Origin of the sequence: Motilimonas cestriensis (genome assembly GCF_021295315.1) — a bacterium.
Taxonomy (GTDB): Bacteria; Pseudomonadota; Gammaproteobacteria; order Enterobacterales; family CBDFNC01; genus Motilimonas; species Motilimonas cestriensis.
In genome coordinates, this window is the sequence record NZ_JAIMJA010000014.1 from 84475 (window position 1) to 107988 (window position 23514).

General features: G+C 44.9%; 15 protein-coding genes. 5 read left to right on the forward strand and 10 right to left on the reverse strand.

The window, feature by feature from the left end:
- The 5 genes from K6Y31_RS14170 to K6Y31_RS14190 all read right to left on the reverse strand — a co-directional run.
- On the reverse strand, nt 1-6986 hold a 6986-nt coding region (locus tag K6Y31_RS14170; protein WP_233053614.1), incomplete at its 3' end, for an Ig-like domain-containing protein.
- 279 nt (nt 6987-7265) lie between these two features.
- Complete coding sequence (locus K6Y31_RS14175; protein ID WP_233053615.1) at nt 7266-7883, reverse strand: phage tail protein; 618 nt, start codon at nt 7881-7883, stop codon at nt 7266-7268.
- 118 nt (nt 7884-8001) lie between these two features.
- On the reverse strand, nt 8002-8496 hold the full coding sequence (locus K6Y31_RS14180) for a hypothetical protein (protein ID WP_233053616.1): 495 nt from the start codon (nt 8494-8496) through the stop codon (nt 8002-8004).
- Between the two features lie 146 nt (nt 8497-8642).
- Nucleotides 8643-9569, reverse strand: a complete 927-nt coding sequence (locus tag K6Y31_RS14185; RefSeq protein ID WP_233053617.1) for a methionyl-tRNA formyltransferase — start codon at nt 9567-9569, stop codon at nt 8643-8645.
- Between the two features lie 7 nt (nt 9570-9576).
- A complete protein-coding gene (locus K6Y31_RS14190) occupies nt 9577-10815 on the reverse strand; it encodes an SAM-dependent methyltransferase (protein ID WP_233053618.1) in 1239 nt (412 codons plus the stop codon).
- A gap of 458 nt (nt 10816-11273) precedes the next feature.
- Between K6Y31_RS14190 and K6Y31_RS14195 the strand changes: the two genes are divergently transcribed.
- The 3 genes from K6Y31_RS14195 to K6Y31_RS14205 all read left to right on the forward strand — a co-directional run bounded on the left by K6Y31_RS14195 (nt 11274) and on the right by K6Y31_RS14205 (nt 13327).
- A complete protein-coding gene (locus K6Y31_RS14195; RefSeq protein WP_233053619.1) occupies nt 11274-11795 on the forward strand; it encodes a hypothetical protein in 522 nt (173 codons plus the stop codon).
- A gap of 66 nt (nt 11796-11861) precedes the next feature.
- Nucleotides 11862-12479 carry an alpha-ketoglutarate-dependent dioxygenase AlkB gene (locus K6Y31_RS14200; protein ID WP_233053620.1) on the forward strand — a complete coding sequence of 206 codons (618 nt, stop codon included), beginning with the start codon at nt 11862-11864 and terminating at the stop codon, nt 12477-12479.
- Between the two features lie 50 nt (nt 12480-12529).
- Nucleotides 12530-13327 (forward strand): hypothetical protein, encoded by a 798-nt coding sequence (locus K6Y31_RS14205; protein WP_233053621.1) that lies wholly within the window; start codon nt 12530-12532, stop codon nt 13325-13327.
- A gap of 112 nt (nt 13328-13439) precedes the next feature.
- Here K6Y31_RS14205 and K6Y31_RS14210 read toward each other — a convergent pair whose 3' ends face one another.
- From K6Y31_RS14210 to K6Y31_RS14230, 5 genes are all read right to left on the reverse strand, one after another.
- A complete protein-coding gene (locus tag K6Y31_RS14210; RefSeq protein ID WP_233053622.1) occupies nt 13440-14645 on the reverse strand; it encodes a class I SAM-dependent methyltransferase in 1206 nt (401 codons plus the stop codon).
- A 97-nt stretch (nt 14646-14742) separates the two neighbouring features.
- Nucleotides 14743-15912 carry an MFS transporter gene (locus tag K6Y31_RS14215; RefSeq protein ID WP_233053623.1) on the reverse strand — a complete coding sequence of 390 codons (1170 nt, stop codon included), beginning with the start codon at nt 15910-15912 and terminating at the stop codon, nt 14743-14745.
- A 97-nt stretch (nt 15913-16009) separates the two neighbouring features.
- Nucleotides 16010-17851 carry a tetratricopeptide repeat-containing diguanylate cyclase gene (locus K6Y31_RS14220; protein WP_233053624.1) on the reverse strand — a complete coding sequence of 614 codons (1842 nt, stop codon included), beginning with the start codon at nt 17849-17851 and terminating at the stop codon, nt 16010-16012.
- 123 nt (nt 17852-17974) lie between these two features.
- Entirely contained in the window at nt 17975-19423 is a 1449-nt protein-coding gene (locus K6Y31_RS14225; RefSeq protein WP_233053625.1) for an MATE family efflux transporter, read from the reverse strand.
- Between the two features lie 119 nt (nt 19424-19542).
- Nucleotides 19543-20457, reverse strand: a complete 915-nt coding sequence (locus K6Y31_RS14230) for an AraC family transcriptional regulator (RefSeq protein ID WP_233053626.1) — start codon at nt 20455-20457, stop codon at nt 19543-19545.
- A gap of 283 nt (nt 20458-20740) precedes the next feature.
- Between K6Y31_RS14230 and K6Y31_RS14235 the strand changes: the two genes are divergently transcribed.
- Nucleotides 20741-21898 (forward strand): MFS transporter, encoded by a 1158-nt coding sequence (locus K6Y31_RS14235; RefSeq protein ID WP_233053627.1) that lies wholly within the window; start codon nt 20741-20743, stop codon nt 21896-21898.
- Between the two features lie 315 nt (nt 21899-22213).
- Nucleotides 22214-23509 (forward strand): Dol-P-Glc:Glc(2)Man(9)GlcNAc(2)-PP-Dol alpha-1,2-glucosyltransferase, encoded by a 1296-nt coding sequence (locus K6Y31_RS14240; protein WP_233053628.1) that lies wholly within the window; start codon nt 22214-22216, stop codon nt 23507-23509.
- The last annotated feature ends 5 nt before the right edge of the window (nt 23510-23514 follow it).

Genomic DNA, 23514 nt, shown 5'->3' on the forward strand with positions numbered 1-23514 from the left:
ACCCCGCCAATATCAACGGTCACCATAGCACCCGATTCTGCGCCTGTGCCTTGAATGAGTACATCTGCGTCTTCCGCCCCATTAACAATACCATCGCCTTCAATTGGTGTGGTGATAGTTAATGCGCTAGGCGCCGTATTATCTAACGTGATTGCGCTGGTAGCAGCACTTGAGGTATTACCTGCCGCATCGGTTTGTGTGACGCTGACAGTTAAGTTGCCATTATTTAGCGCACTGATATCCAGCTCATTGCCCGCGATGGTCCAGTTGCCGCTAGCATCAGCGGTGGTCGTGGTGTTCACCCCGCCAATATCAACGGTCACCGTTGCCCCCGATTCTGCGCCTGTGCCTTGAATGAGTACATCTGCGTCTTCCGCCCCATTAACAATACCATCGCCTTCAATTGGTGTGGTGATAGTTAATGCGCTTGGCGCCGTATTATCTAACGTGATTGCGCTGGTAGCAGCACTTGAGGTGTTACCTGCCGCATCAGTTTGCGTGGCCGACACGGTTAAGGTGCCGTTATTTAGCAAACTGATATCCAGCTCATTACCCACAATGGTCCAGTTACCGCTAGCATCAGCGGTGGTCGTGGTGTTCACCCCGCCAATATCAACGGTCACCGTTGCACCCGATTCTGCGCCTGTGCCTTGAATGAGTACATCTGCGTCTTCCGCGGCATTCACGACGCCATCGCCTTCAATTGGTGTGGTGATAGTTAATGCGCTAGGCGCCGTATTATCTAACGTGATTGCGCTGGTAGCAGCACTTGAGGTATTACCTGCCGCATCAGTTTGCGTGGCCGACACGGTTAAGGTGCCGTTATTTAGCGCACTGATATCCAGCTCATTGCCCGCGATGGTCCAGTTACCACTGCCATCAGCGGTGGTAGTGGTACTCACCCCGCCAATATCAACGGTCACCGTTGCACCCGATTCTGCGCCTGTGCCTTGAATGAGTACATCTGCGTCTTCCGCCCCATTAACAATACCATCGCCTTCAATTGGCGTGGTGATGGTCAAAGCGCTTGCACTCGAGTCAATCGTAATAGCAGTTGTTATACTATCTGTTACATTACCTGCAGCGTCAGTTGCACGAGCAATCATAGTATGGGATCCGCTGCTCATCGCTGACGTAGCGGTAATACTCCATACTCCACCACTCACTACCGCACTTCCTACTGAGCCGTCTACATTAGAGATAAGTGTAATGGTGTCACCTGTGCTGCCCGTACCAGTAAAGGTTGGTGTGGTGTTATTAGTAATATTATCTGTATTCGAGGTACCAGTATCACTGGCAGCAGATAAATCTGGAGCACTTGGCGTTGCTGGCGCTGTAGTATCTATGGTCACGCTCAATGAGCTTGAACGACCACTGCTGTTACTATTGGTATCCGTTGCTTGAGCAGAAATAGCATGAGTGACTCCAGCGGCTAAAGCTGTGGTGGTGATTTGCCAGCTCCCCCCAGTTGCAGTTGCACTGCCAATAGCGGTTGTGCCGCCGCCCACTTGGTCGCTATACAAGGTCACTGTTGCGCCACTTTCTGCGCTGCCACTTAACGTCGGCGTGGTGTCATTGGTGATATTATCGGTATTTGATGGGCCAGAATCTGAAGCGGAATCTAAGTCCGGAGTCGAAGGTGCACTAGGTGCAACATTATCAACCACTGTAATAGTAAATGACTCTTGGAAAGTCGCATTACCGTCACTGGTTTGAATACAAATAGTGTAACTACCGGGTTGCGTTGAGACTTTTGTTTGCAGCGTATTAGCGGTAAATTGGAAGCTACTATTACCACTACTTGCGCTACAACTACCACTGTCACTCGCATTGGCATTAACCAAACTATAACTATGACTGTCACTGCTATCTATATCAGTGCTGGTTGCGGTAGCCACCGCGGCCCCTGTCCCTGTGGCTGATTGATTAATGCTAGTGGCCGACAGCGCGATATCCGTTGGCGTATCGTTTTGCGCCGTAATATTAACAACGGCTTGGTTACTACCCGTGCTATCAATGGAGCCATCATTAAAGGTGAAATTAAGCGTAACAGATGAGGCAGGATCTTCAGAACTGTTACGATAGCCTATCGACTGTAATACACCATCAACGATGGCTGAGGTAGCACTACTGTTAAAGGTAAGCACCAAGGTGCCGCCTGAATTTGTCGTTACCGTTCCCACCGAGCTTGCATTGTATGTAAAGGTATTGCCTTGTACTAAGCTGCCCAACAGCCCGGTATGACTAAACACATCCTGACTATTCGCCCCACCAGAGCGCGCTAAGGTTACTGTTGCGCCATCATAGTTACCATTGCCGCCATTAAGGGCATCTAATTCAGTATCAGCAACCGTCATATCGTTATCAATGCTAACGGCAGAGCCATTTTCAACAAAGGTAGCGCCACCATTTAAGCTACTAAATACGGGCGCCTCATTTGGCGCAATAAAGGTAATGACGGTATCACTGCCACTGTCGGCAACGGTATAAGCCAAGCTGGCAGCAGGAGCATTGGTTAAAGATAAGGAAAGCTCTGAGATATTAAAATCAGTTGCATCGGTATCCACCTCCAATGTACTGGTGCCGTTAAACCGCACATTCGTACTCGATAGTCCAGTCACGCCTGTAATGGTTATTTGATCGCCAATGGCTAAGTCCGCGATAGTATCGCCAGATAAATCAGACGCGCTTCCGATAAAGTTATCACCACCGGCATTACCCGTCATCGTATCGGTACCAGCCCCCGGACGAATAATATCGGCCCCGCTGCCGCCAACAAAGGTATCGTCACCGCCTAAATCGGTGGCCGTGATTGATAATACATCACCAACAAATGCTGAAGCATTAATTGACAAGTCATTGGTGATGGCACTGCCTGTGGTATTAGTAATGGCAACGGTTTGCCCATCGGCATTAAAATTGTCTGTCAAGGTGATGGTTGATGCGCTATTCGTCCCTATAGCAATCGCGTCTATGGCAGAAACAGAGGTAGCTGAGAAGTTAAATGTTCCGCCATCCATTAGCTTAAGGGTTTCACTGCCACTCGCACCGTTTATGGCGCTAGTAAAGTCACCAATATTGGCTGAATCAATAGCAACTGTTGCACCGCCAGTCAAAGAAAGGGTGCCTATGTTGAAAAAGCTTCCCCCTGTAATATCAGCGCCATCAGACACTTGCACCCGATCAGCCACTGTATTTTCACCGCTTAGTGTACCGGTATATGTGCTGCCACCAATGGCAAAAGTAACCGCGTCAGTCGCTGAGTTAGCAGTGACACTGGTTGTGTCAGTTGCCACAGTAATGGTTCGGGTATTACTGCTGTCATCAGCCAAATTGTAATTTTCAATACCTGCTAAGGTGGTGACATTACCATCCCCACTTAAGCTGATAGTTTCTACGCCAGCAGCGGTTAGGGTACCGGTAAAGTTTCCATGCTGAGCTAAAGTCATGGCTACCGATGCGCCCGAAGCCAAGGTTAAATTAGCAACACTGTTAATCGTTGCTCCGGTAATATCAGCGCCAGAGCTAAGCGAAAGTGTATCTGGCGTTGTACTATCCCCGGTGATGGTAGCGGTATAAGTGAGCGCCCCTAAATCAAAAGTCACCGCATCACTCGTCGAGATGCCCGTGACTGAATGGCTGCTATTACTGACTGTCACCGTTCTCGTATTAGTGCTGTCATCCGCCAAAGTGTAGCTTTCTATTGCCGAAACCGTGGTGATATCGCCATCACCGGCAATGGTTAATGTTTCACTGCCGGCCCCAGAAATCGTGCCACTGAAAGCAGATAACTGCGCGGCATCAATACTGGCAGCGCCACCGCTGGCCACCGCCAAGTTTTCAAAACCACTAACGGTTGCGCCCGCAATGCTACCGCCATTATCAATCGATAGCGTATCGGTACCGGCACCGCCCACTAAGGTCCCTGTTGCGCTTAAGGCGCCGACATTCACCGTATCATCGCCGCCACTGCCGGTTAAATTCTGCCCAGCACCACCTAGGGTAAAGGTATTGGCTGTTGCTAGCACATAGGTTTCAATGGCGCTATTGCCGGTTAAACCATCCGTTGCGGTGCTAATCGTAATCGTTTCGGTGCCAAGGGCAGTCATCGTTGAAAAACCATCATGCTGCACCTCGGACATCGTAACACTTGCGCCACTGGCAAGTGTTAAAGACTCAAAGGCTGAAACAGTCGCGCCGCTAATATTTGCACCATTACTTAGTTGCAATGTATCCGTGCCAGTGCCGCCACTTAAGGTACCCGTTGCGGTCAAGGCGGCTACATTCACGGTGTCGTCACCGCTACTACCGGTCACATTTTGTGCTGCCGTGGCCGCGTTGAATGTCATCGCTGCGCCAAGTACATAAGTTTCAATATCCGCGTCACCCGTTAGCGTTTGATCGCCATCGGCACTAGCGATAGTAAATTGATTTGTACCTGTACCATTTATGGTGGTAAAGCCTTCGTGCTGAGTTTCGCTTAATGTTAATGCGCCATCGTTATAAGGCGTTAAAGTCTCAAAACCAGTCAAACTTGCCAGTGCGGTTAAATCCGCTCCAGTTTCTACAGATAACGTATCAGTGCCGCCGCCACCATCGGCGGTTGAGCCGGTAACGTGACTGCTATTGGCGATGGTGAGCATTTCATCTTCACTGGTAAAGGTAATCGCAGGCGATAGATTCGTGCCATTGGTGGTATTAAAGGCTGCCGCCGATGAGCTTGTCGCTGTCACATTAGACACGCTTATCGTTGCTGTGCGTGAAACACTATTAACAGTGCCATCATTAATCACCACGGTTACGGTTCTGGCTGTGGTGTTAGGTGAGTTTGAGGTGTTGTTATAAGTAATAGCTTGTAAAAAGGTGGTCACCTCTGCGGCTGTCGCCGCTGCGCCAGTAATTGAAATAGTATCTTGCAGTATAATGTCTGATGCGCCCGACACGCCCGTAAGTGCATTTTGCGCCGCCGCTGAAACACTCAGCCCTTCTGATGCACCATCTTGATTGTTGCTAAGGCTAACGGTGATGGCCGTGATCGTATCACCATCCGCTTCAGTCACAGCTGCACTGGGAGCTACATTGACCGCACCGCTGCCTTCAGAAAACGGCGCACTATTGTCGTTGCCACCAATACCTGAATTTAAATCTACATCGGGTGCAGTATTAGCAGTGGTAAAATTAAACGTGGTATCGTTACTGATACCTGCAAAACTATTGCCCGCACTATCGTCCACTGCTGTAGCATCAACTCTAATCGCATAACTACGATTACCGATCAAATTGTTAGTGGGGTTAAGATAAATTTTATCATTTGTAATACCAACACGCCCAGCGCCTGGGGTTGTCGTTGTTCCATCACTTTCAGTTGCTACATTAAATACTTCAAAGTCACTGCTGTTCGATACATTGCGAATGGTAATATTACCCGACCCCAAAGCTATATTTTCACTAAAATCAATAACAATATTGTCGCTTGCTGTGACATTTGTTGCATTATCATTGGGTGTAGAATTAGCGCTATCAAAAGTCGGAGTGGCAGTATCGATTGTAAAACTGGTAACTGCCTGAGCCACGCTGGCATTTCCTGCTGTATCAGTCACCGTCACCGTACAGTCTGTATATGTGCCAGGTGCGAGCGCTGTGCTGTTATCAGTTTGCGTCAGGGTAATGGTTTGATTACCTGTCGAGCCAATCGTCGTTGAGGTTGATGTACCACAACTGCCGCCCATAGAAAGTGTGCCAGCCTCGGTAGTACTAAATGTATAGTTTGGTGTTGTATCGTTCGTAGGCGTAGTCACCGCGCCGACTTCAGCCACAGAGGGAGTGGTGGTATCTATTGTGACACTGAGGCTCGATGAACTACTGCTAACATTACTACTCCCATCGGTTGCTTTGGCGCTAATAGCATGTGTGCCAGCACTCAATGCACTTGTGGTAATTTGCCAATTTCCCCCAGTGGCCGTACCCGAGCCTATTGACGTTGCGCCACCATTAACCTGATCGCTATATAATGTGACGGTAGAGCCACTTTCTGCAGTACCACTTAAAGTTAAAGTTGTATCCTTGGTAATATTGTCTGTATTGGATGATCCGGTATCAGATGCGGCATCTAAATCTGGTGTAGACGGCGCGTTTGGCGCAACGTTATCATTCACCGTAATCGAAAATGTTTTTTGAAAAGTTGTTGTACCATCATCGGTTTGTACGCAAACGTTATAACTACCTGCCGATAATGCTGATTGGGTTTGAAAAGTTGTGCTAGAAATTGAAAAACTGGCATTGTCATCATCACCCGAAGCAGTACAAGTGCCATTCGCACTTGCGCCATTAGTCACTAAACTGTAGTTATGACTATCACCGCCATCGGCGTCTGTGCTAGAAAGCGTGCCGACTGACGCAGAAGCTCCTGTAGCAGACTGATTAATCGAAGTTGCACTAAGAGAAATATCCGTCGGTGCCGAGTTACCCGCTACAGGTGTTATAGTAACGGTATTGAATGCAAACCGGCCATCATAATTACCATTAGATTTATCCTGAAACTTAAATACCACTCTATCAATGTTATCCCAGCCGGCTCCACTAAATTCTGAGCCGTCGCTCATCGAAAATGTGCTATTACCTGTTCCTGCGGGGATATCTACCGTTGCAGTAACTGATGCACTTGATGTGTTGTTGTCATACCCTTCAATGATTAGTTGATGCCCTTGTGAAGCACCCGGTGAACTCGTAGAGGTATTTCGTAATATAACAAAAGAATCTAAGCTAAAGTTGTTGCTGTTACTTGCAGTATAAAAAACATAACCAATTACTGTAGAACTTGCCGATGCATTAACATAGGTATTTGAATATGCCCCCAAACCATTACTAATGCCCATTCCAGTGTTATCACTTGTATATAAAGTCGAGGTCCCTGCATCAAACAAATATTCAATGGAGTTTGAGGTATAGCTGACATTAGCCCGACCCGATATACTAGATTGATTCACATAGTCTACATTTAGGGCATAAACAGAAAAACTAGAGACAAACGGAGAGATTAAACAGGTACCTCTCAATATGTTTGTGATTTGATTTAAGCGCATTTTTACTCCAATAAACACACGATAAGCCTCACAGGTTTCTAACCAGAGCCCTTTTATTTTCAATATCGTAAGTTGTCCTTAAACGATACATACATTTGACAGAATTAAAGAGCCCTGTCAGTACTACCTATAACAAACAACCCCAACCCATAACTACAGATAAACTTGTTCAGGGCTGAAGTATTAACTGCGCGCTGGGTAAACACCATCCAACACTATCTGCCAGCTAACTACTTGTATAGGGTTAATAATGCTAAAGCTCTGCGATGAACCAGTATCTCCAACCACCACAGTCCCACCTGAACTACCACCATCAACAATCAGACCCGCTATATCAGTTAAAGTAGGTGCAGGCGAAAATCCCCCTTGTTTGTAGTACATTTGATTTGATGAATTTGCCGCAAGATAGGTTGATGAGTCTGGTGTATCAGCATTAGCGGCGTTGGTGGCTGCTTGCAGCATACCAGTCACAGAATCACCTCCACTTGGCACAAACTGTGCGGCGTGAGCGTGAGTAGGGAGATTCGACAAGTTCAATGCTATTCTTTCTGCACCAAGCTTAAACCCTAAGTTATAGTCCATACCTCCTGGCATTGCCCCCTTGCCTACTGGGCTACGCCCTCTTAAATCAGGTAAGCCAAAAGTCGTTCTTGCATCTCCACCAAAGTTATTACCCAATAGCGAAAACAGTGCTGTATTTTCACTAATTGCTTGCAGTTGACCGTAGCAAAGCGCTAAACGCTCTATTGCAAAGGTTCCGCCAAATGGTACCATGGTGCCAATATATGCATCTGTAGCCATATCTAATCCTCTTTGTTTGCGTTCTTTCGTGACTTACGGACTTCAACACTACACTCGTGCCACTCATTCATCACTTGTCATACACATCTGCGTTGTCACGCAGCATTAAACCTTCAACTCAATTAGTCTGAGACTCTTCTTCTGATTGATCTGCAAATGGATCCGCAGAAAAAACAGGTGGAATAAATAACTCTGGTATTGAAACTTGGCGAATACTGCCAACGGATGTTTTGTCAAAACAAACTGTACCTAAGTCATTTATGCTTATCTCTAAAGATGGCGATTCATCAGAGGTCGGAAAACGCCAATAAAGCTCAGTGGTTTTATAACGAACCAATACCATTTGCTCACATTGGTCGAATTCATCGGGTTGCTCACAAAATTTATCGTGATAACTATCTAGTTTTTGTTTACCTAAAAACATCACTACCAGCGACCCCATGCCTGGAACCTCAATCACCCCAGACTCTCCGCTGTCAACGGTTAGCTCACCGCGACCCTCTAATTTTGAAACAACTACGCCAGCCTCTTTAGTTGGCAGCGCGCCGTTGTTATATGGGTATACTGCGATGTCATAACCATATTGATTAGTCACACTAATATTAATCTTCATTTGTCATCTCACATCTGAAGTTATGTTTAAGCACTGTTACAACCAAAACCGATAACACCCACACACTTCTATTTATCAACCTTGGAAAACACTGCCCCCAAATACGCTAGGCGTAACCCCCCACCACAAAGCGCTATAAACCGCTGTTAATTATTCAATGTAAAACCAGCTTCTAAGCCAAATAGCACCGCAAATCGATAACCATCAAATACGCCTTGTTGTGTACCAATAACATCTAAACGCAGTGCCCCATTAATGGTTTTAATAACTAACCCGGTGTGTCTATCGACCTCAATAACTGTTCCCGCCTGTACGCCAATCAAAGGGCTCTCTACAACGCTTGCTTGCAACAGTTGAAACATTTCTTGGCGGAACTGAAATAGTGCACATCCTGCATCAGCATTGCCTGCTCGGGCCATATTGACGACTTGCTTGCTAGTTTGCTTATGCCAGTTAACTATTAATTGTTGCTGTTCAACTTGTGGGGCTGTTTTGTCACTTTTCTCATCTTGCTTGTGCCAAGTGATTCCTTGTTTTTCATCAAGTTGACAATATTTTGCTACTAGCTCAGGCAAAGCCTGTGCAACTTTGTATTGCACACAACTTATGGTATCGAATGGGTGGATCTCTATTTCAAGATCTGTGGCGATATCACCACAGTCAAGCAACTCTGTTACTTGATGTAGCGTCAATTTGGTTTTATCTTCGCCATTTCTCAACTGCCAGTACAACGGAAAAGGCCCTCTGTAATCGGGCAATGGACTGGGATGAATATTGACAAGGTGACCTGAAAAATACTGGATTAATGCGGGGCGCACTTTGTGCCTGAACAGGTAAATCAAGCCTCGATTAACCGCCAAGCTATCGAGCTGACTGAGCAAGTCTGTATCATCGCTAAGGTTATAAGCAAGCGTTTTAATACCACTTTGCTGTAACCAATGTTGTAGCTGCATCAAGTCTGGGGTTGGTTGTGCATCAACCAATACAACACAAGCTAATTGGCCACTTTGATGTAAATACTGAATCGCAGTAAGACTTTGGCAACCACCTGTAAAAAAAGCATATTTTTTCATCTTCTGCTCACACTTTTACCGGAACAAAACCCGGTAAGCCAGTTAACTGATAATAGAACTGCACCGTATCACCACTGTTTGCTACAAAGTGAGTATGCTCAACATCACGAGGCTTAGTATCAATATAAAACGTCATATCGGGCCTGGGATGGGTGATCCCTGAGTCATATTGCCCAACTCCCTCCTGTGCAAAAGTATCAATATGAGCATAAACCGCTAGAATACGCTTATCCATATCGTCAACGTCAACGGGCAAGGTAACTTGGCTTGCCTGAATAACCTTGACGCCGTCTTGCAGTTCTAACTCTTGCATGTTGAGCAGCGTCGATTTGTTTATACTCATTAGCTCGCCAAGTTCGACCCTATCTCGCTGTGCATCGGTATCGGTATTTAGCGAGTGGCTATATTCCACTTCTTTCCATTGCTGATTAAATTCCGTTTCACCTATGACCATCATGCCTCGGACCGAGATATTCTGCGGGATCATCCAACCATCTATTTTCAGAAATTGCACTAAGTGCTTAGCAATACTGAGCTGCCCTTCTTTGGTAAAGCCATGTTGCATCGCTTCTAGCACAAGTAAATCAATCGACTCTTTGGGTTTATATTCAGTGGCGTCAACCTCTTCGATACAAAGAATGTACTCATCCAGTTGTAAGTCTTTAACTAATTGTGTGAGTGCCAGAATGGCGCCAGGGTGAACATCAGCCAAAATAACTTGGATCTGCTGTCCAGTGAATTTTTGGCTATCTTTGTAATAACTTAATAAAGGCAATAGTAAAGGGGCAAAAGGGCCACATGCGGGATAGAGAACGGTAATTGAAGACACATGTTTTAATTTACTTTGTATTGCTTGGTCAATGCCTCGGGCATACCCTTTAATGCGATAAACATCCTTGATGGTATGCTTACAATTGTGGGGAGACATGATTAAACCCGATGCCGATACATATTGCCGTGTTAACAGTGCTTGACTCAACCCAGCTAATGCCATTGATTGCACGGCTTGGTCGTACATAGCGTCAAAGGCTTTAACTAGCACTTGATGCTGCGTTTCTGTATCACTTAGCACTAATGTCGTTGCATCAACAAAACTTTGTTGTAATTGCTGCACCCGTTGTTCAACTGTGAGCTTCTGCGTTAACAAAGATTCAAGCTGCGTTCGGACTGAGTGCTTAAGCAAGGCGTCAACTTCAGGCTCTGCGAACGACAGCCCCGAAGTAACCTGTAGATGTTGTGCTTCCATGGTTAAATATCCTTAAGAACTCATTTTGATTCGCACCAAACAGCGCCGTCACTTTTATGATGACTAAAACTAAGAACCTAGTTCAAAAAGACAATAACTCAATATTTAATTGACAAAAACCAAAATAAAATCACACTAATCATTTTTCTATTTCATAACGCTTCGATAGTCATCATATTTACACAATTACCTCTACAGATGATAAAAACACTATTTGCTGTGATATTTAGCAAAGTGGAGTTAATTTTACATATTAATAACCATTCTCATGAAACACCTATTCACCTACCAAAGCGCGTGGGCAAGCAAATTTCAAACAACTAATCGTAGGGTGTTGGCGAAACTTTGCTACATTGACAAGACTTTTACTAAAATATGACTAGCACAACCAAGTGATATTCACTCACGGGCTAAAGCTCACTGGTTTATCGCCAGCCTAATCATTTAAGGATAAGTGGATGAATGAAACCATAACTCAGATTTGTGATTTTTTGCACGCGATCAACTTACCATTCTCCCTAACGTCCATTGAGAATGAAACATTCTTACCTGGTGTGAACCTTAATCAGGGCGCTTTACAAATTGATATAGACAAACTTAAGTATGCTGGTGATATCCTTCACGAAGCCGGTCATATCGCGGTTTGCGAACCTATATACCGAGCTCAATTACAAGGTGATGTGTATAAAAATGGCCTCAGGAATGGACGACAAAAGCAAGCCATGCATGGTGAAGAGATAGCGGCAATTGCTTGGTCAGTCGCAGCGGTGAAGCGGTTAAACTTACCTATGAAAACTATTTTTCATGATGATGGCTATAAAGGCGCTTCACACTCTTTAATCAATGCTTTTGATAATGGGGGGATTTTTGGGCAACCTTTACTAGATGTATGGGAAATGACCAGTTCTGAACATGGCTTCCCAATCATGAAAAAATGGATCAGAGAACATCGCTGGATACATGAGCTACCAACGACATAGACGGACATAACAGCTTATCCCCTCTAGTTTTAAAGAATTTTTATCTTGGTTTAAAGGGAGTCATCAGTGAAGTTACCTTTAAAATGCAACGCCCAGTACTATTCACAGTTTATGTCCCCCAAACAAAGTAGCGCGCTGTTTAATTGGTTAGTAGCAAATCTTGACCTTAACCAACCTGAAGTTATTCAGCTACCCAACGGCAAGGAAACACACATTTTGCCTTGGCGGATGATTTTCTTAGATCCACAATTAGCGCAATCTCAACTTTTTCCTTCACAACATGGCCGATGCGCCACTTGGTTTTCTTTGCTGACCCAACTGCAACAACAGATAGCTGACCTGACAGGCATCACGTTTTCTGTCGCTGTGTGCTTGTACTACCCAGATGGTGAAGAAAGCTTGGGTTTTCATAGCGATTTACCCGCCTTTGGCGCCACCGATGTCATTGCTTCTATTAGTTTAGGAGCCGAGCGAGCGTTTTTGATTCGCAGCCAAGATGATATCGAAAAGCAATATGAACTAAACCTTGAAGATGGCTCACTATTGGTAATGGGCAAGGGGTTTCAAGATAATTATGAGCACGCTCTCGCCAAAGGAAACAAAGCCACAAAGCCTAGGTTTAACATCTCGTTTCGACAATTTAGTTGGCCTGATGAGCACTCGCTATCCCCAAACAGTGAATAAAAAACCCGATGAGAGAGTTTCGAATTAATGCCCATTAACGAGTAACCCCAATGCCGAATAACGAACTGACTCAAGAGCAACTTAATCTATTGTGCCAAGACTTAGCACAAGTGCGGTTAATTGCGGATTTAAACCTCGCGCCGCTATTTCCCTTTTTTGCTGAGAAGGCCTATCCCACTGGTCGCTGTCGAGAAATCAGAGATGAGGTTTTCCGCTTATTACAACAAGAAATATTCACCACCACTAAGCCCGGGTTGACCCTATTAAGAGAGCATATCAATCAAGGGGTTGATTTAAAAAAAGCGTGGGGATCGCTGCGCGATGAGTATTTTCAAAATGCGCTCATTCTGGGAAAGTGGTACATAGATGTCGCCAATGATACGGTGAATCCGAGTAAACCTAGGGTAGAAATCTTACCGCTCGCCTCAGCGCAATTTACTGCCATTAAGAGCTTTACACAATTTGCCAAAATAGCGCGTTCATACTGGCAAGTTGAGTTATATCGCAATACGGTTTGCCCAGCCTTGGCACCTTACATGCCTTTGCTTTGCGTGGGAAAAAATGGCGCCAGTTGGCTGGCAGCCGCTAATGATGACATGATAAATGTGGCCATTAACAGCCGCTTTGAAGAGTCGAAAGTCCCCTTAATTGAGATGCCTAATCCACCAGCGCACATCGCAAAGCGTTGGCAACAAGTGTTATCGGTTCATTCAAGTAATCCGTTTCTCGTCAATCAGGGCGATCCCGTTGAGTACTGCGATCAATACGTAAATAAAGGCCATCACACCGATGTCGCAAAACGCGATGCGGCGGTCATTGCTTATAGCGCACTGCCAAAAACGGTGTAAGCATAAGCAATACTAAATAGGCGCCCGTCGGAGCCCCAGTGATGAGGCGATAAGCCCTCTCAAAATATTAAGTAAGATATCGCAGCATGACTGCTGCGCCTACTTGCCTTATCTATTGCGCGAGCAAGCTTTCAAGGCATTGTTCTTCAATGCCATAGAAGGCTTTTATGTCAGCAATTTGCTGCAATATCGCCGTGTTATCGCGCGGCTGTTTGCGCTTTTGCGCCAGAATCATTTTGTTTTTACTGGTGTGTTCAAGGGAAATAAATTCAAACACTTGAGTATCATAACCATGAGCTTCAAGGAGCAATGCGCGCAGGCCATCGGTGACCATTTCTGCTTCTTGGCCCATATGAATGCCATGTTGCAATAGTGGCGCTAGGGTTTGTGGACTCTTCATTTGCGGGCGAATTTGCTTATGACAACACGGCGAGCACATGATAATTTCCGCGCCGGTGCGAATGCCCATGTGCAACGCGTAATCGGTGGCGATGTCACAGGCATGCAGGGCAATCATAATGTTGATGCCTTGGGCTTTAAAATGCTGCACATCGCCTTGTTCAAACTTAATGCCGGTTAAATCGAGCTTTTGCGCGGTTTTATTACATAAGTCCACTAAGCCTTGGCGCAGTTCAACGCCTGTTACTTGGGTCGGCACTTGCAGCTTATCCATAAAGTAATCATGCACGGCAAAGGTTAAATAGGCTTTACCTGAGCCAAAGTCAGCAATGTGTACTTCGCTACGCTTGGCGAGGCCAGTGTTATCAATGGCGCGCGACAGCACTTCAATAAACTTATTGATTTGTTTCCACTTGCGCGACATGGCCGGAATAATCTCACCACTGGCATCGGTAATGCCTAACTCTTTTAAATAGGGGCGAGTTTGTTCAACAAAGCGTTTCTTCGCGCGGTTATGAGGCGTTTCTAGATTGGCTTCGCTCACTGCGCCCACTTTGGCGCTATTTTTATTGCGGTATTTGTTTTGCAGCACTTTACCTTTTTTGCTAATGCTTAACTGAATTTCCCATTCATCGGTGATCAAGTGAGCATTAGAAAATTCGCTTTCTAGCCATTGCTGGCAAAGACTGATTACCTCATCTGGCGCAACATTTTTGGTAATGTGGTTAGTGTGATATTCATATAAACAAGACACCAAGCGTTGGCCTTTTAGCTCAACAGGGCGCAGGGCAATACGCTTTAGCTCTTTGTTGTCGCCGCGATATTTTGAAAACACCAAGCGTTGCAGTTGATTGTCAGTCATCGCATTGGCACATTCTTGTACAAAGGGATGAAGCTCAGCAGTATTCACGTTCGACATGGGGATCTCGTTTACATCAAAATTGGACAGCGCATTCTACACTATCTAACACTTGAAGATCTTGCCCCGCAGTAAATTAGTCAGCCTGCCACACTCGCTAATCACTCACAACCGCTGTCAGGCTTGGTTTTAAGCCATGACTCTTTAGCAATACCACCAGCAGTAGCGCCAATAAAGGTAATGACGCTAAGTTAAGCGTGATCCAACCAAACTCAGCCAGCAGCCAACCCGAGCTAAAAGTAGCAATAGCGGCGAAGCCAAATACCAGCACTTCGTTAACCCCTTGTACTTTAGCGCCGTTTTTATGTTCTGATAGCTTCATTAGCCATTGACTGGCACCTAAAAATAAAAAGTTCCAACCTATGCCGAGCAACAATAAACCAAGGGTAAGCAGGGTGCGGCTTTGTGCAATTAGATTGACCAACAAAGAGGCGACAAGCACTAGCGCACCAAGTAACAACAGGCCTTTTAAGCCAAGGCGTTTAACCAATCCACTGACAAAAAATGACGGCGCAAACATGCCAATTAAATGCCACTGGATCACCCAAGCGGTATCTGAAAAATCATAATGATGATGGGACATATGCAGCGGCGTGGCGCTCATGATCAATACCATGACACCATAAGCAACGGCGGCGGTGAACATTGGCTGCCAAATTTCACCTTTTAGATCTAACGGCAAGTCGACCTTGGTGGAAGAGGCTTGTAACTGCGGCCATTGAATAAATAGCAGCAACGCCATCGCAATAATAGAAATAGGAATATAAAGCAGCACCGAGCTAGCAAATGCTTGCTCAAAGAATAGATGTTGTGTCACTGCGCCAAGGTTTGGCCCCACCACAGCAGCAACCACGCCAGCGGCCATCACCGCCGAAATAGCCAAGGCTTGACGATGTTTTTCTACTAGCTCCATCGCCGCAAAACGATAAAAATTCGCACTGGCCATCGAGAGACCAAAGACCACACTGCCGAGCAAAAACAGTGAGAATAACTGCAATTTCACCGCGGTGAAAAAAATCACCCCAGCTGCTAAATTCGCAACGATACCAAAGGCAAAAACCGGCTTACGGCCAAATTGCCCCATGGCCATGCTCAAGGGAAAAGAGCAGATCAACATGGTTAATATGCTTATCGCCAACGGCAAAGTAGCAAGGCTCATGCTGCCCGCTAATTCTTTGCCTAACACTGGCGCCAAGGCAACAAACATCATATTGCCAATCATAAACAACACTTGCACTAACACCAGCAACACTAAATGATGGTTCACCGATCCTGCTCCCGCTTTATTGTGCGCTCAATTGAGGCTATTTATAGATAAAAAATGTCCTTACGAGCAACTTCTATAGAGCCTGTTAACGAGAAGGCTATTGCACCAACTCTAGTGTGACTTCACAACGACCTCGGCCGTTTTCTTTAGCCTTATACAGAGCAGCGTCCGCTGTTTTTAATAGCATCTCTACGGTCACATCATCGCGATACAGGGTGACGACCGCACCCATACTAAAGCCCAAGTGTAGCTCTGCCGGCAATTCATTGGGTTTTTGCTCTTTATAGCAATGCGCTAACCTGTCAAATAGCGGCAGAATATCTTTCTCCTCAGCTTTAGGCAACACCACTAGCCACTCTTCGCCGCCATAACGCCCGACCATTTCATAGCGACGCAAACATTGGCTAGCCATATTGGCAAAGTAAATCAGTACTTGGTCACCCATGTCATGACCATAGGTATCGTTCACTTGTTTGAAGTAATCCAGATCAATGATCGCGAGCACTAACTTGGTGCTATCGATCTTAGTTTGGTTATAACTTGCTCGAGCAAAATCGAGGATACCACGACGATTGGCAATTTGGGTCAAGTCATCTTTAAATGCCAACGCCTTAAAACGACGTTTTTGGCCACGTTGGATCCGAATTTGACGAAAGGTGAAGCCCAAAAACATCAAAACCAGCACTAATGTTAGCGCCAGAATAAGCCGAGACTGATTCTGGCGAGCTAATTCCGATTCAGCTAACCTATTTTCTTGGCGTAATAACTCGTTACGTGACTTTTCAAAACGGACGTCATAAATCACTTCAAGACGTTGTAATGACAAGCTTTTCTTGCTTTCAAAATCGCGCAATAAAAAGTCAATATGACGCTGAAAAATGTATGATGATTTTTGATAGTCACCCAACTCAGCATACACCTTTCCTAATAATAGATAGGGGAAACGCTCGTCCTCAGAGCCCGCAACGGCCATCATCAATTCAACTTCGGTAATATAAGCTTTAGCTAATTCATTATCAGCAATTTTGGCATAACACATTGCAATGTTTAGCTTTATTCGCATCCGCATATACAAGACGCCACTGTCTAGCAACCTTTCATTAGCTTCAATTAATAAGGGCAGCGCGTCTTGATATTGCGAGTTGTTCATCATAACGCGACCAAGTTGCGCAGTGGATAACGCAATGCCAGCGTTATCTTCAAGAACGACGCTAAGCTCTCTCGCTTTGGAGAAATAATAAACAGTCTGCGGCCAATCTTCTAAACCTGAAAAAGCGGTACCAAGGTTGTAATAAAAAATAGATAAGCCGAAGTCATCTCCTAACTCTTCGGCGAGCTCAGCAGCGTGTTGATAATACTCGATGGCTTTGCGGTCGTTTTTAAGCTTGGAGTAAATGATAGCCAAATGACTATAAGTGGTCATAATGCGCATTTTGTTGTTCATTCGTTCAAAAATAACTTGCGCTTCATACAAACGCTCAATCGCCTCGGCAAACTGTGATTCCAGCTGCATGATGTAAGCATAATTAAGTAAGGTATCGCCTTGTAACAATTCATCATCGAACGTTTTCGATAAGGCTAAACTAGCAATGGCTAACTCCATCGCTTCTTTTAGCCTCCCTTCCATTGCAAATAACGCAGCTTGTATATTGTTAATTCTTAAACTGTCATGACTGGCGTTAAGTTGTGAGTTTAAACTTTTTGCTTTATCCAGATAAATTTGAGATTGCGCCATATCTTCGAGGGAAAGATAAGAGTTAGCGAGCTGAATATTGCCTCTGAGCTGACCTTCTAGATAATGCTGGTTGGTATGTTGCTCTATTAAAGCATGGGCAAGGGAGATTTTTTCATGGGGCGGCAAAGGGCTATCTTCCAGCGCTTGCCACTCGTCAAGAGAAGCGGCAAAACTGAAACTGGAAACAATTAAGAGTGCGCTCAAGCTTAACTTGATACACCAACGACCGAGTAAGCCCAAATTATTTTCTCGCTGCTGTTAATGCAATAGCCTCACATATTACCTTAAGGTCGTTAAACATCCAGCAAGTTCAAGGAAAAAGATCTTCTATACACCAGTATTTCCACCTCTCAATACAGGTTTAATCTTCTCAAGCCGTTTGGCAAAGTAATACCAAGTAAATAAGACAGTTAACGTCACCCCAATGGCATCGGTTAGCGGAAACGCCCACCAAATGCCGTCAACCCCTAGCGTGCTTGGCAGTAATAGAATCATAGGTAGCAGCAGTAAGTAAGTGCGACCAGACTCGAGTAACATCGCTGGTAGTGCTTTGCCCATGGCCTGAAAAATAGCGCTGCACATCATGCCAGCGGCCACGCTGAAAAAGCCAATAAAGACGATGGATGAAATGCCACTTGCGGTTTCAACAAGGGCAAGATCTGCAGTGAATAAACTAAACAACCACTGCGGTCGCAGCACTAACAGTAAAGTCACAAATGTGGTCCAAACCGTACCAATGGCAATCGCCGTTAATAGCGACTGTTTTACCCGTGCTAACTGCCCGGCACCATAGTTAAAGCCCGCCAAGGTCTGTAACGCAATAGTCATGCCCAGCAAGGGTAAAAATAGCAGCATAAAACTGCGGATCAATAAACCATGGGCGCTAATTAACAAACTCGCTTGGTCTCCACTGTATTTTGTCACGGCAAAAATAGTCACCGCGATAGTAAAAGCAAAACCACTGTGAGAAAGAAAGATAGGAAAACCTAAACCAAGCACACGCTTATGCACGTTTAAGTCAAAACGTAAATATTGCGGCACTATTTTCAATCTGTCTTTACCGCAGAGCTGTAACCTAACCGCCAAGCTAAATGAGAAAAGCATTGCCAATACGGTAGCCCACGCGGCCCCAGCAACGCCCCAACCAAAGCCGAAAATAAATAAAGCGTCAAATGTTACGTTGAGCGCTGAGCCAAGTAACATCACCTTCATCATGTCCATTGGCTTGCCCGAGGCGCGAAAGCTCTCGGTTAAGGTGCCCGAGATAAAACTAACCACGGTAACAAGTAATATCGGCAGCAAATAAGTATCAGCGTCAGCTAACAGTATTGTTGGCAAGGCTAGCAAGGTATAAATAGGCTCGCGTAATAAGTAAATAAGCACACTTAGCAGCAAACCTAAACTCATGGCAAAGACCAAACTGCTGCAAAATACCTGACTCGCGCCTTGTTTGTCGCCACTGCCTAAACGTCTTGAAATAATCGAGGCCATGCCACTGCCTAACATAGCACTGACACTAATAATAAACATGCTGATGGGAAACACTGCCGACACCGACGCCATTGCATTAACCCCCACCCCTCGGGTAATAAATACCGCATCAACAAAGCTATATAAGCCGTTAATCAATAACGCGATGATAATAGGAAAAGCCAATTTTACAAATTGCGTTGAGATCGCCCCCGTCAATAACGGATGAGGGTCGCTAACGTCTGCTTCTGGTTCATTGAGCCGAAGATCATCATCTGCTGTAAAGGTCAAATCGGTGTTGCTCATCACTCATTCCTTACAATAATACCAATGGGCTGGCCGAAGTTGGCCGTATACACCCAATCAACTTGAAGATGCATGATTGGGCACAGAGCAACAGAGTTAAAACAAATGTTAGGACAAGACTAATGCACTTTTACCAGCACCTCGAGTTTCATTATGTCTTGCTCGTAATTTATCTCGAGGTAACGCTCAATCACATATTCATAAGTGATGGTTAACCGCGTTTGAGGAAAGTACTCACTCAGCAACCACAAATAAAACGTCTGCATATCACTCATTTTTCCATCATATTCAATCAATAAATAACGACCTTCAGCTTGGGCTCTAACACACATACCCGCTTGCTTGGCCATATCAATATCAGCGATCTCATAGCCTGACTCATAACGACAAACTTCAATTGGGGTTAACCAAACATTGTCAAAACAAAAGCCCGCCGTTTTACCTGGCTCAATCGCAATATGATTAAACGCTAACCATTCACGCATTTGACTCCAAGCATCCATGATCCCCTCTATGGCATAACCTTGAGTGCTCGCAATCACGCCGTAATGGGTTGCTGGCAGTGACACCACCTCAATGCGCTTGATCTGTGCCTTAACTTGTTCACTCTCTTGCTCTGAGAGAGACCCATTGTATAAAAGCGCCGGGCTTATCTCTTTTCCGTACTTGCTAAAAAGTTTTCCATTCTTGCTATTTATGCCTAGCGCCCCCTGTCGATGCTGAGACGCTGAAAAACCAAAATAAGCTTGAAAGGCTTTACTAAAGTTAGCAGGAGACGAAAAGCCACAACATTCACTAACGTCAGTAATGCTAGGCTGGTGATAACGCAATAATGAATGAAAGGCTTTTTCTAAACGTTTACGGCGCACAAACTGGTTGAAAGGCTCATTGGTGATACGTTTAAAAACCCGATGAAAGTGAAATGCTGAAAGATGAACATGATTCGCCACCTCTGCGATACTCAAAGGCGCAGCAATGTTCGCCAATACATAATTGACCGCTTGATGAACCCGTTGTTGATCTTTGAGCTGCATAAAGCCATTTCCATCAATGATGAGTAAAATACAATTCAAGATCCTATCGTGATAAATATGGCGCCACAATATTATTTTGCACAGGCCTATCGACAAGAAACAGATAAACTCAGCAGGTGACGAAAAAGGTTTTATAAATAACTCAGCAGTCACTTTATCTGCAATATTTATCAAACAATAAATATTACCTTAAAGCACAAAATTTCTTGTTTTACTCTAAAAGCAATACGCTCCATAGTCCCGCCAAAAATCCCCCATCAATCGCTTTTAGAGAATAACGACATTGGAAAATACGCTTATTTCCCAGCAATCCTCCCGCATTGCTGCTCCTGTCATTGCATTAACTTTATATGCGATTGCATCCGGTTACTTAATGAGCCTGATCCCGCTAATGCTAAATGAATATAATATTCATGAAACACTGGCTAGCTGGCTTGCGAGTGCGTTTTACGCCGGCTTGCTTATCGGCGCAATCGGCGCTGAGCGCTTAGTTTGCCGCCTTGGCCACAAGCTTGGCTATATTGTTTGCTTAGTTATTTTTATAAGCACCATTATTGTGTTGCCACTTTTTGCCAATGAAATGGTGTGGTTAATGGCACGCTTTATTGCTGGCGTAGCCGTGGCCGGGATCTTTGTGGTTGTAGAGTCATGGCTAATGGCCGGCGCAGAACACACCCGAGCCAAGCGCTTAAGCGTTTACATGATTGCACTCTATGGCGGCAGTGCCTTAGGCCAGTTTGGTATTGGTCTAATGGGCGTAAGCGGCAGTGCCCCTTTTATTGCCATCAGTATGTTAATTAGCGCGGCTATTGGCGTGCTAATGTTGGTTAAAAGTGAGCAACCTGATAGCCAAGAAAGTATTCGCCTATCTTTTAAACAAATAATGAAACTCAGTTATGCGGCGATTATTGGCTGCATCGTATCAGGCCTTACGTTAGGCGCTATTTACGGCTTAATGCCCGTTGAACTCGACAATAGAGGCATTAGCCACGATAAAATTGGCATGTTAATGGCGTTAGTTATTTTAGGCGGCATGGCGGTACAACCTGTGGTTACCTTCACCAGTAAATGGCTTAGTCGCACGCTATTAATGGCGTTTTACTGCTTAATTGGCGTATTTGCGATTGGCCTGACTTTTGTTAGCAGCAGTCACTCGGTATTAGCCCTTGCCTTATTTGGCTTAGGCATGGCTACTTTTGCTCTATATCCTATTGCCATTAGCCTTGGCTGTGAAAAGCTAGATGAAAGTTACATCGTTTCTGCAGCGCAAGTGATGCTGCTTAGCTACAGTATTGGCTCTGTGCTCGGGCCGGTTGCATCCGCTACCTTTATGGCGCAACAGCACGGCCTATTGGGATATTTGTTTGCGACTCTGGTCGCCACCTCTGCGTATATGCTGCTTGCTAGTGTTAAAAGCAAAAGCCAAATCATGGCTGAGTAATCCCCTTTCCTAAAAGCTTTCTGCAACAACCAGTGACATTCAGTAAAATCCAGTAACAGCTTCTACCATTCAGTGGTAGAAGCTCTAATCGTTATAACCGCTTTCTATATGCTGAGATAAAAAATCAACCCATCTATTTGTTGTATACCCAATCAACTTGAAGATGCATGTTTCAAGCATCTCCAGGTTGATTGGGTATATTACTTGCTCGAATTCTCAGTTTTTGTGCTGATGCATTAAATTAACTGGATCTAGACGTATTATTGTTAAAAAATATACAAAAAAAATACAACTTCACTTTTTCAAGGACGAAAAATGGAAATAATAGCTCAGTACTCACAAACCGTGAGTACCAACCGCCATTGGCGTTTTTTTATTGCTTTTGGCTTGTTAGCCCTCGCTGCACTCGCAATACACAGCCAAATGTACACCTACAATATCGGCCTAATGATTGATGAACATCCTCATTATGGTCAAATCGGTATGTTCTTACGCGGCGATCTTAGTCAGCACCCTAGCCTAACCACCATCCCCGGCTATCATGCCACCATGGCATTTATTGGCAAACACTTACACTTGTCTGGCCCTAATCATATCCGCTTAATATCGCTATTAACCGTATTGGCCTCAGTGGTAGTGATGTATTTTTGTCTCCGTAAAACCGCACCCAAAGCAGCGTTGCCTAGGTCTCTCGCCTTCTTCTTTTTACCGGTGATGTTCCCTTACAATTTCTTAATTTATACCCATAGCTTGTCGATGTTAACCATTATTGCGGCGGTTTATTTTTACTTAGATAAACGGCTATGGTGGTGCGCGGCTATGTTTGCGCTGAGCTTGTTAGTGCGTCAAACCAATATTATTTGGGTGGCGGCCATTGCCATGATGTTTGTTTTCGATACTTGGCAGCAACAAGGTCAACACGTTACCTTCCAGTTAAAGAAATGGTTGATTAAACTGCTGCCTTTTATCGCTTTGTTTAGCGCCTTTTCCGCCTTTGTTGTTATTAATGGCGGCGTAGCGATTGGCGATGCAAACAGCCACCCGGTCGGTATGTCTGTAGGTAACTTATACTTTTACATGTTTTGTTTTTTCTTGGTGTTTTTACCCATCATACTGCGCCACAGCAAACGTTACGTAGCGGTATTAAAACAAAGCGCGACCTTAAAGCTCGAAATAAAAGATCGCGAATACCAAGTTCCAGTCAGTTTAGCTTGGTTAGTGGCTGCGTTTTTCATCGGCTACATGCTGCTGTTTAAAGTAGTGCATCCTTATAATTTATTATCCGGCTTTGTCCATAACACCATCCCGCTTTACTTTACGTCTTCACCATTGCTTAAAGCAACTTGGCTACTGCCAATATTAGCAACCGTGGCCGGTGCATTTGTGCTTAAGTTAAGTCGCCCGTCGGCTTATATTTTGTATCCGTTTTTTGTTGCCCTGCTGCTGCTGCACCCAATGATTGAGCACCGATATTACATTCCAGCCATGGGCTTGTTGTTAGTGTTCTTATCTGACCAAGGCAAAAAAATAGAGTGGCTTCAGCTCGGTTATTTTGCTTTACTCTCGGCCTTGCTGGTCTGGGTTAAATTTAATCTTGGCTTATTTCCATAAGGTTG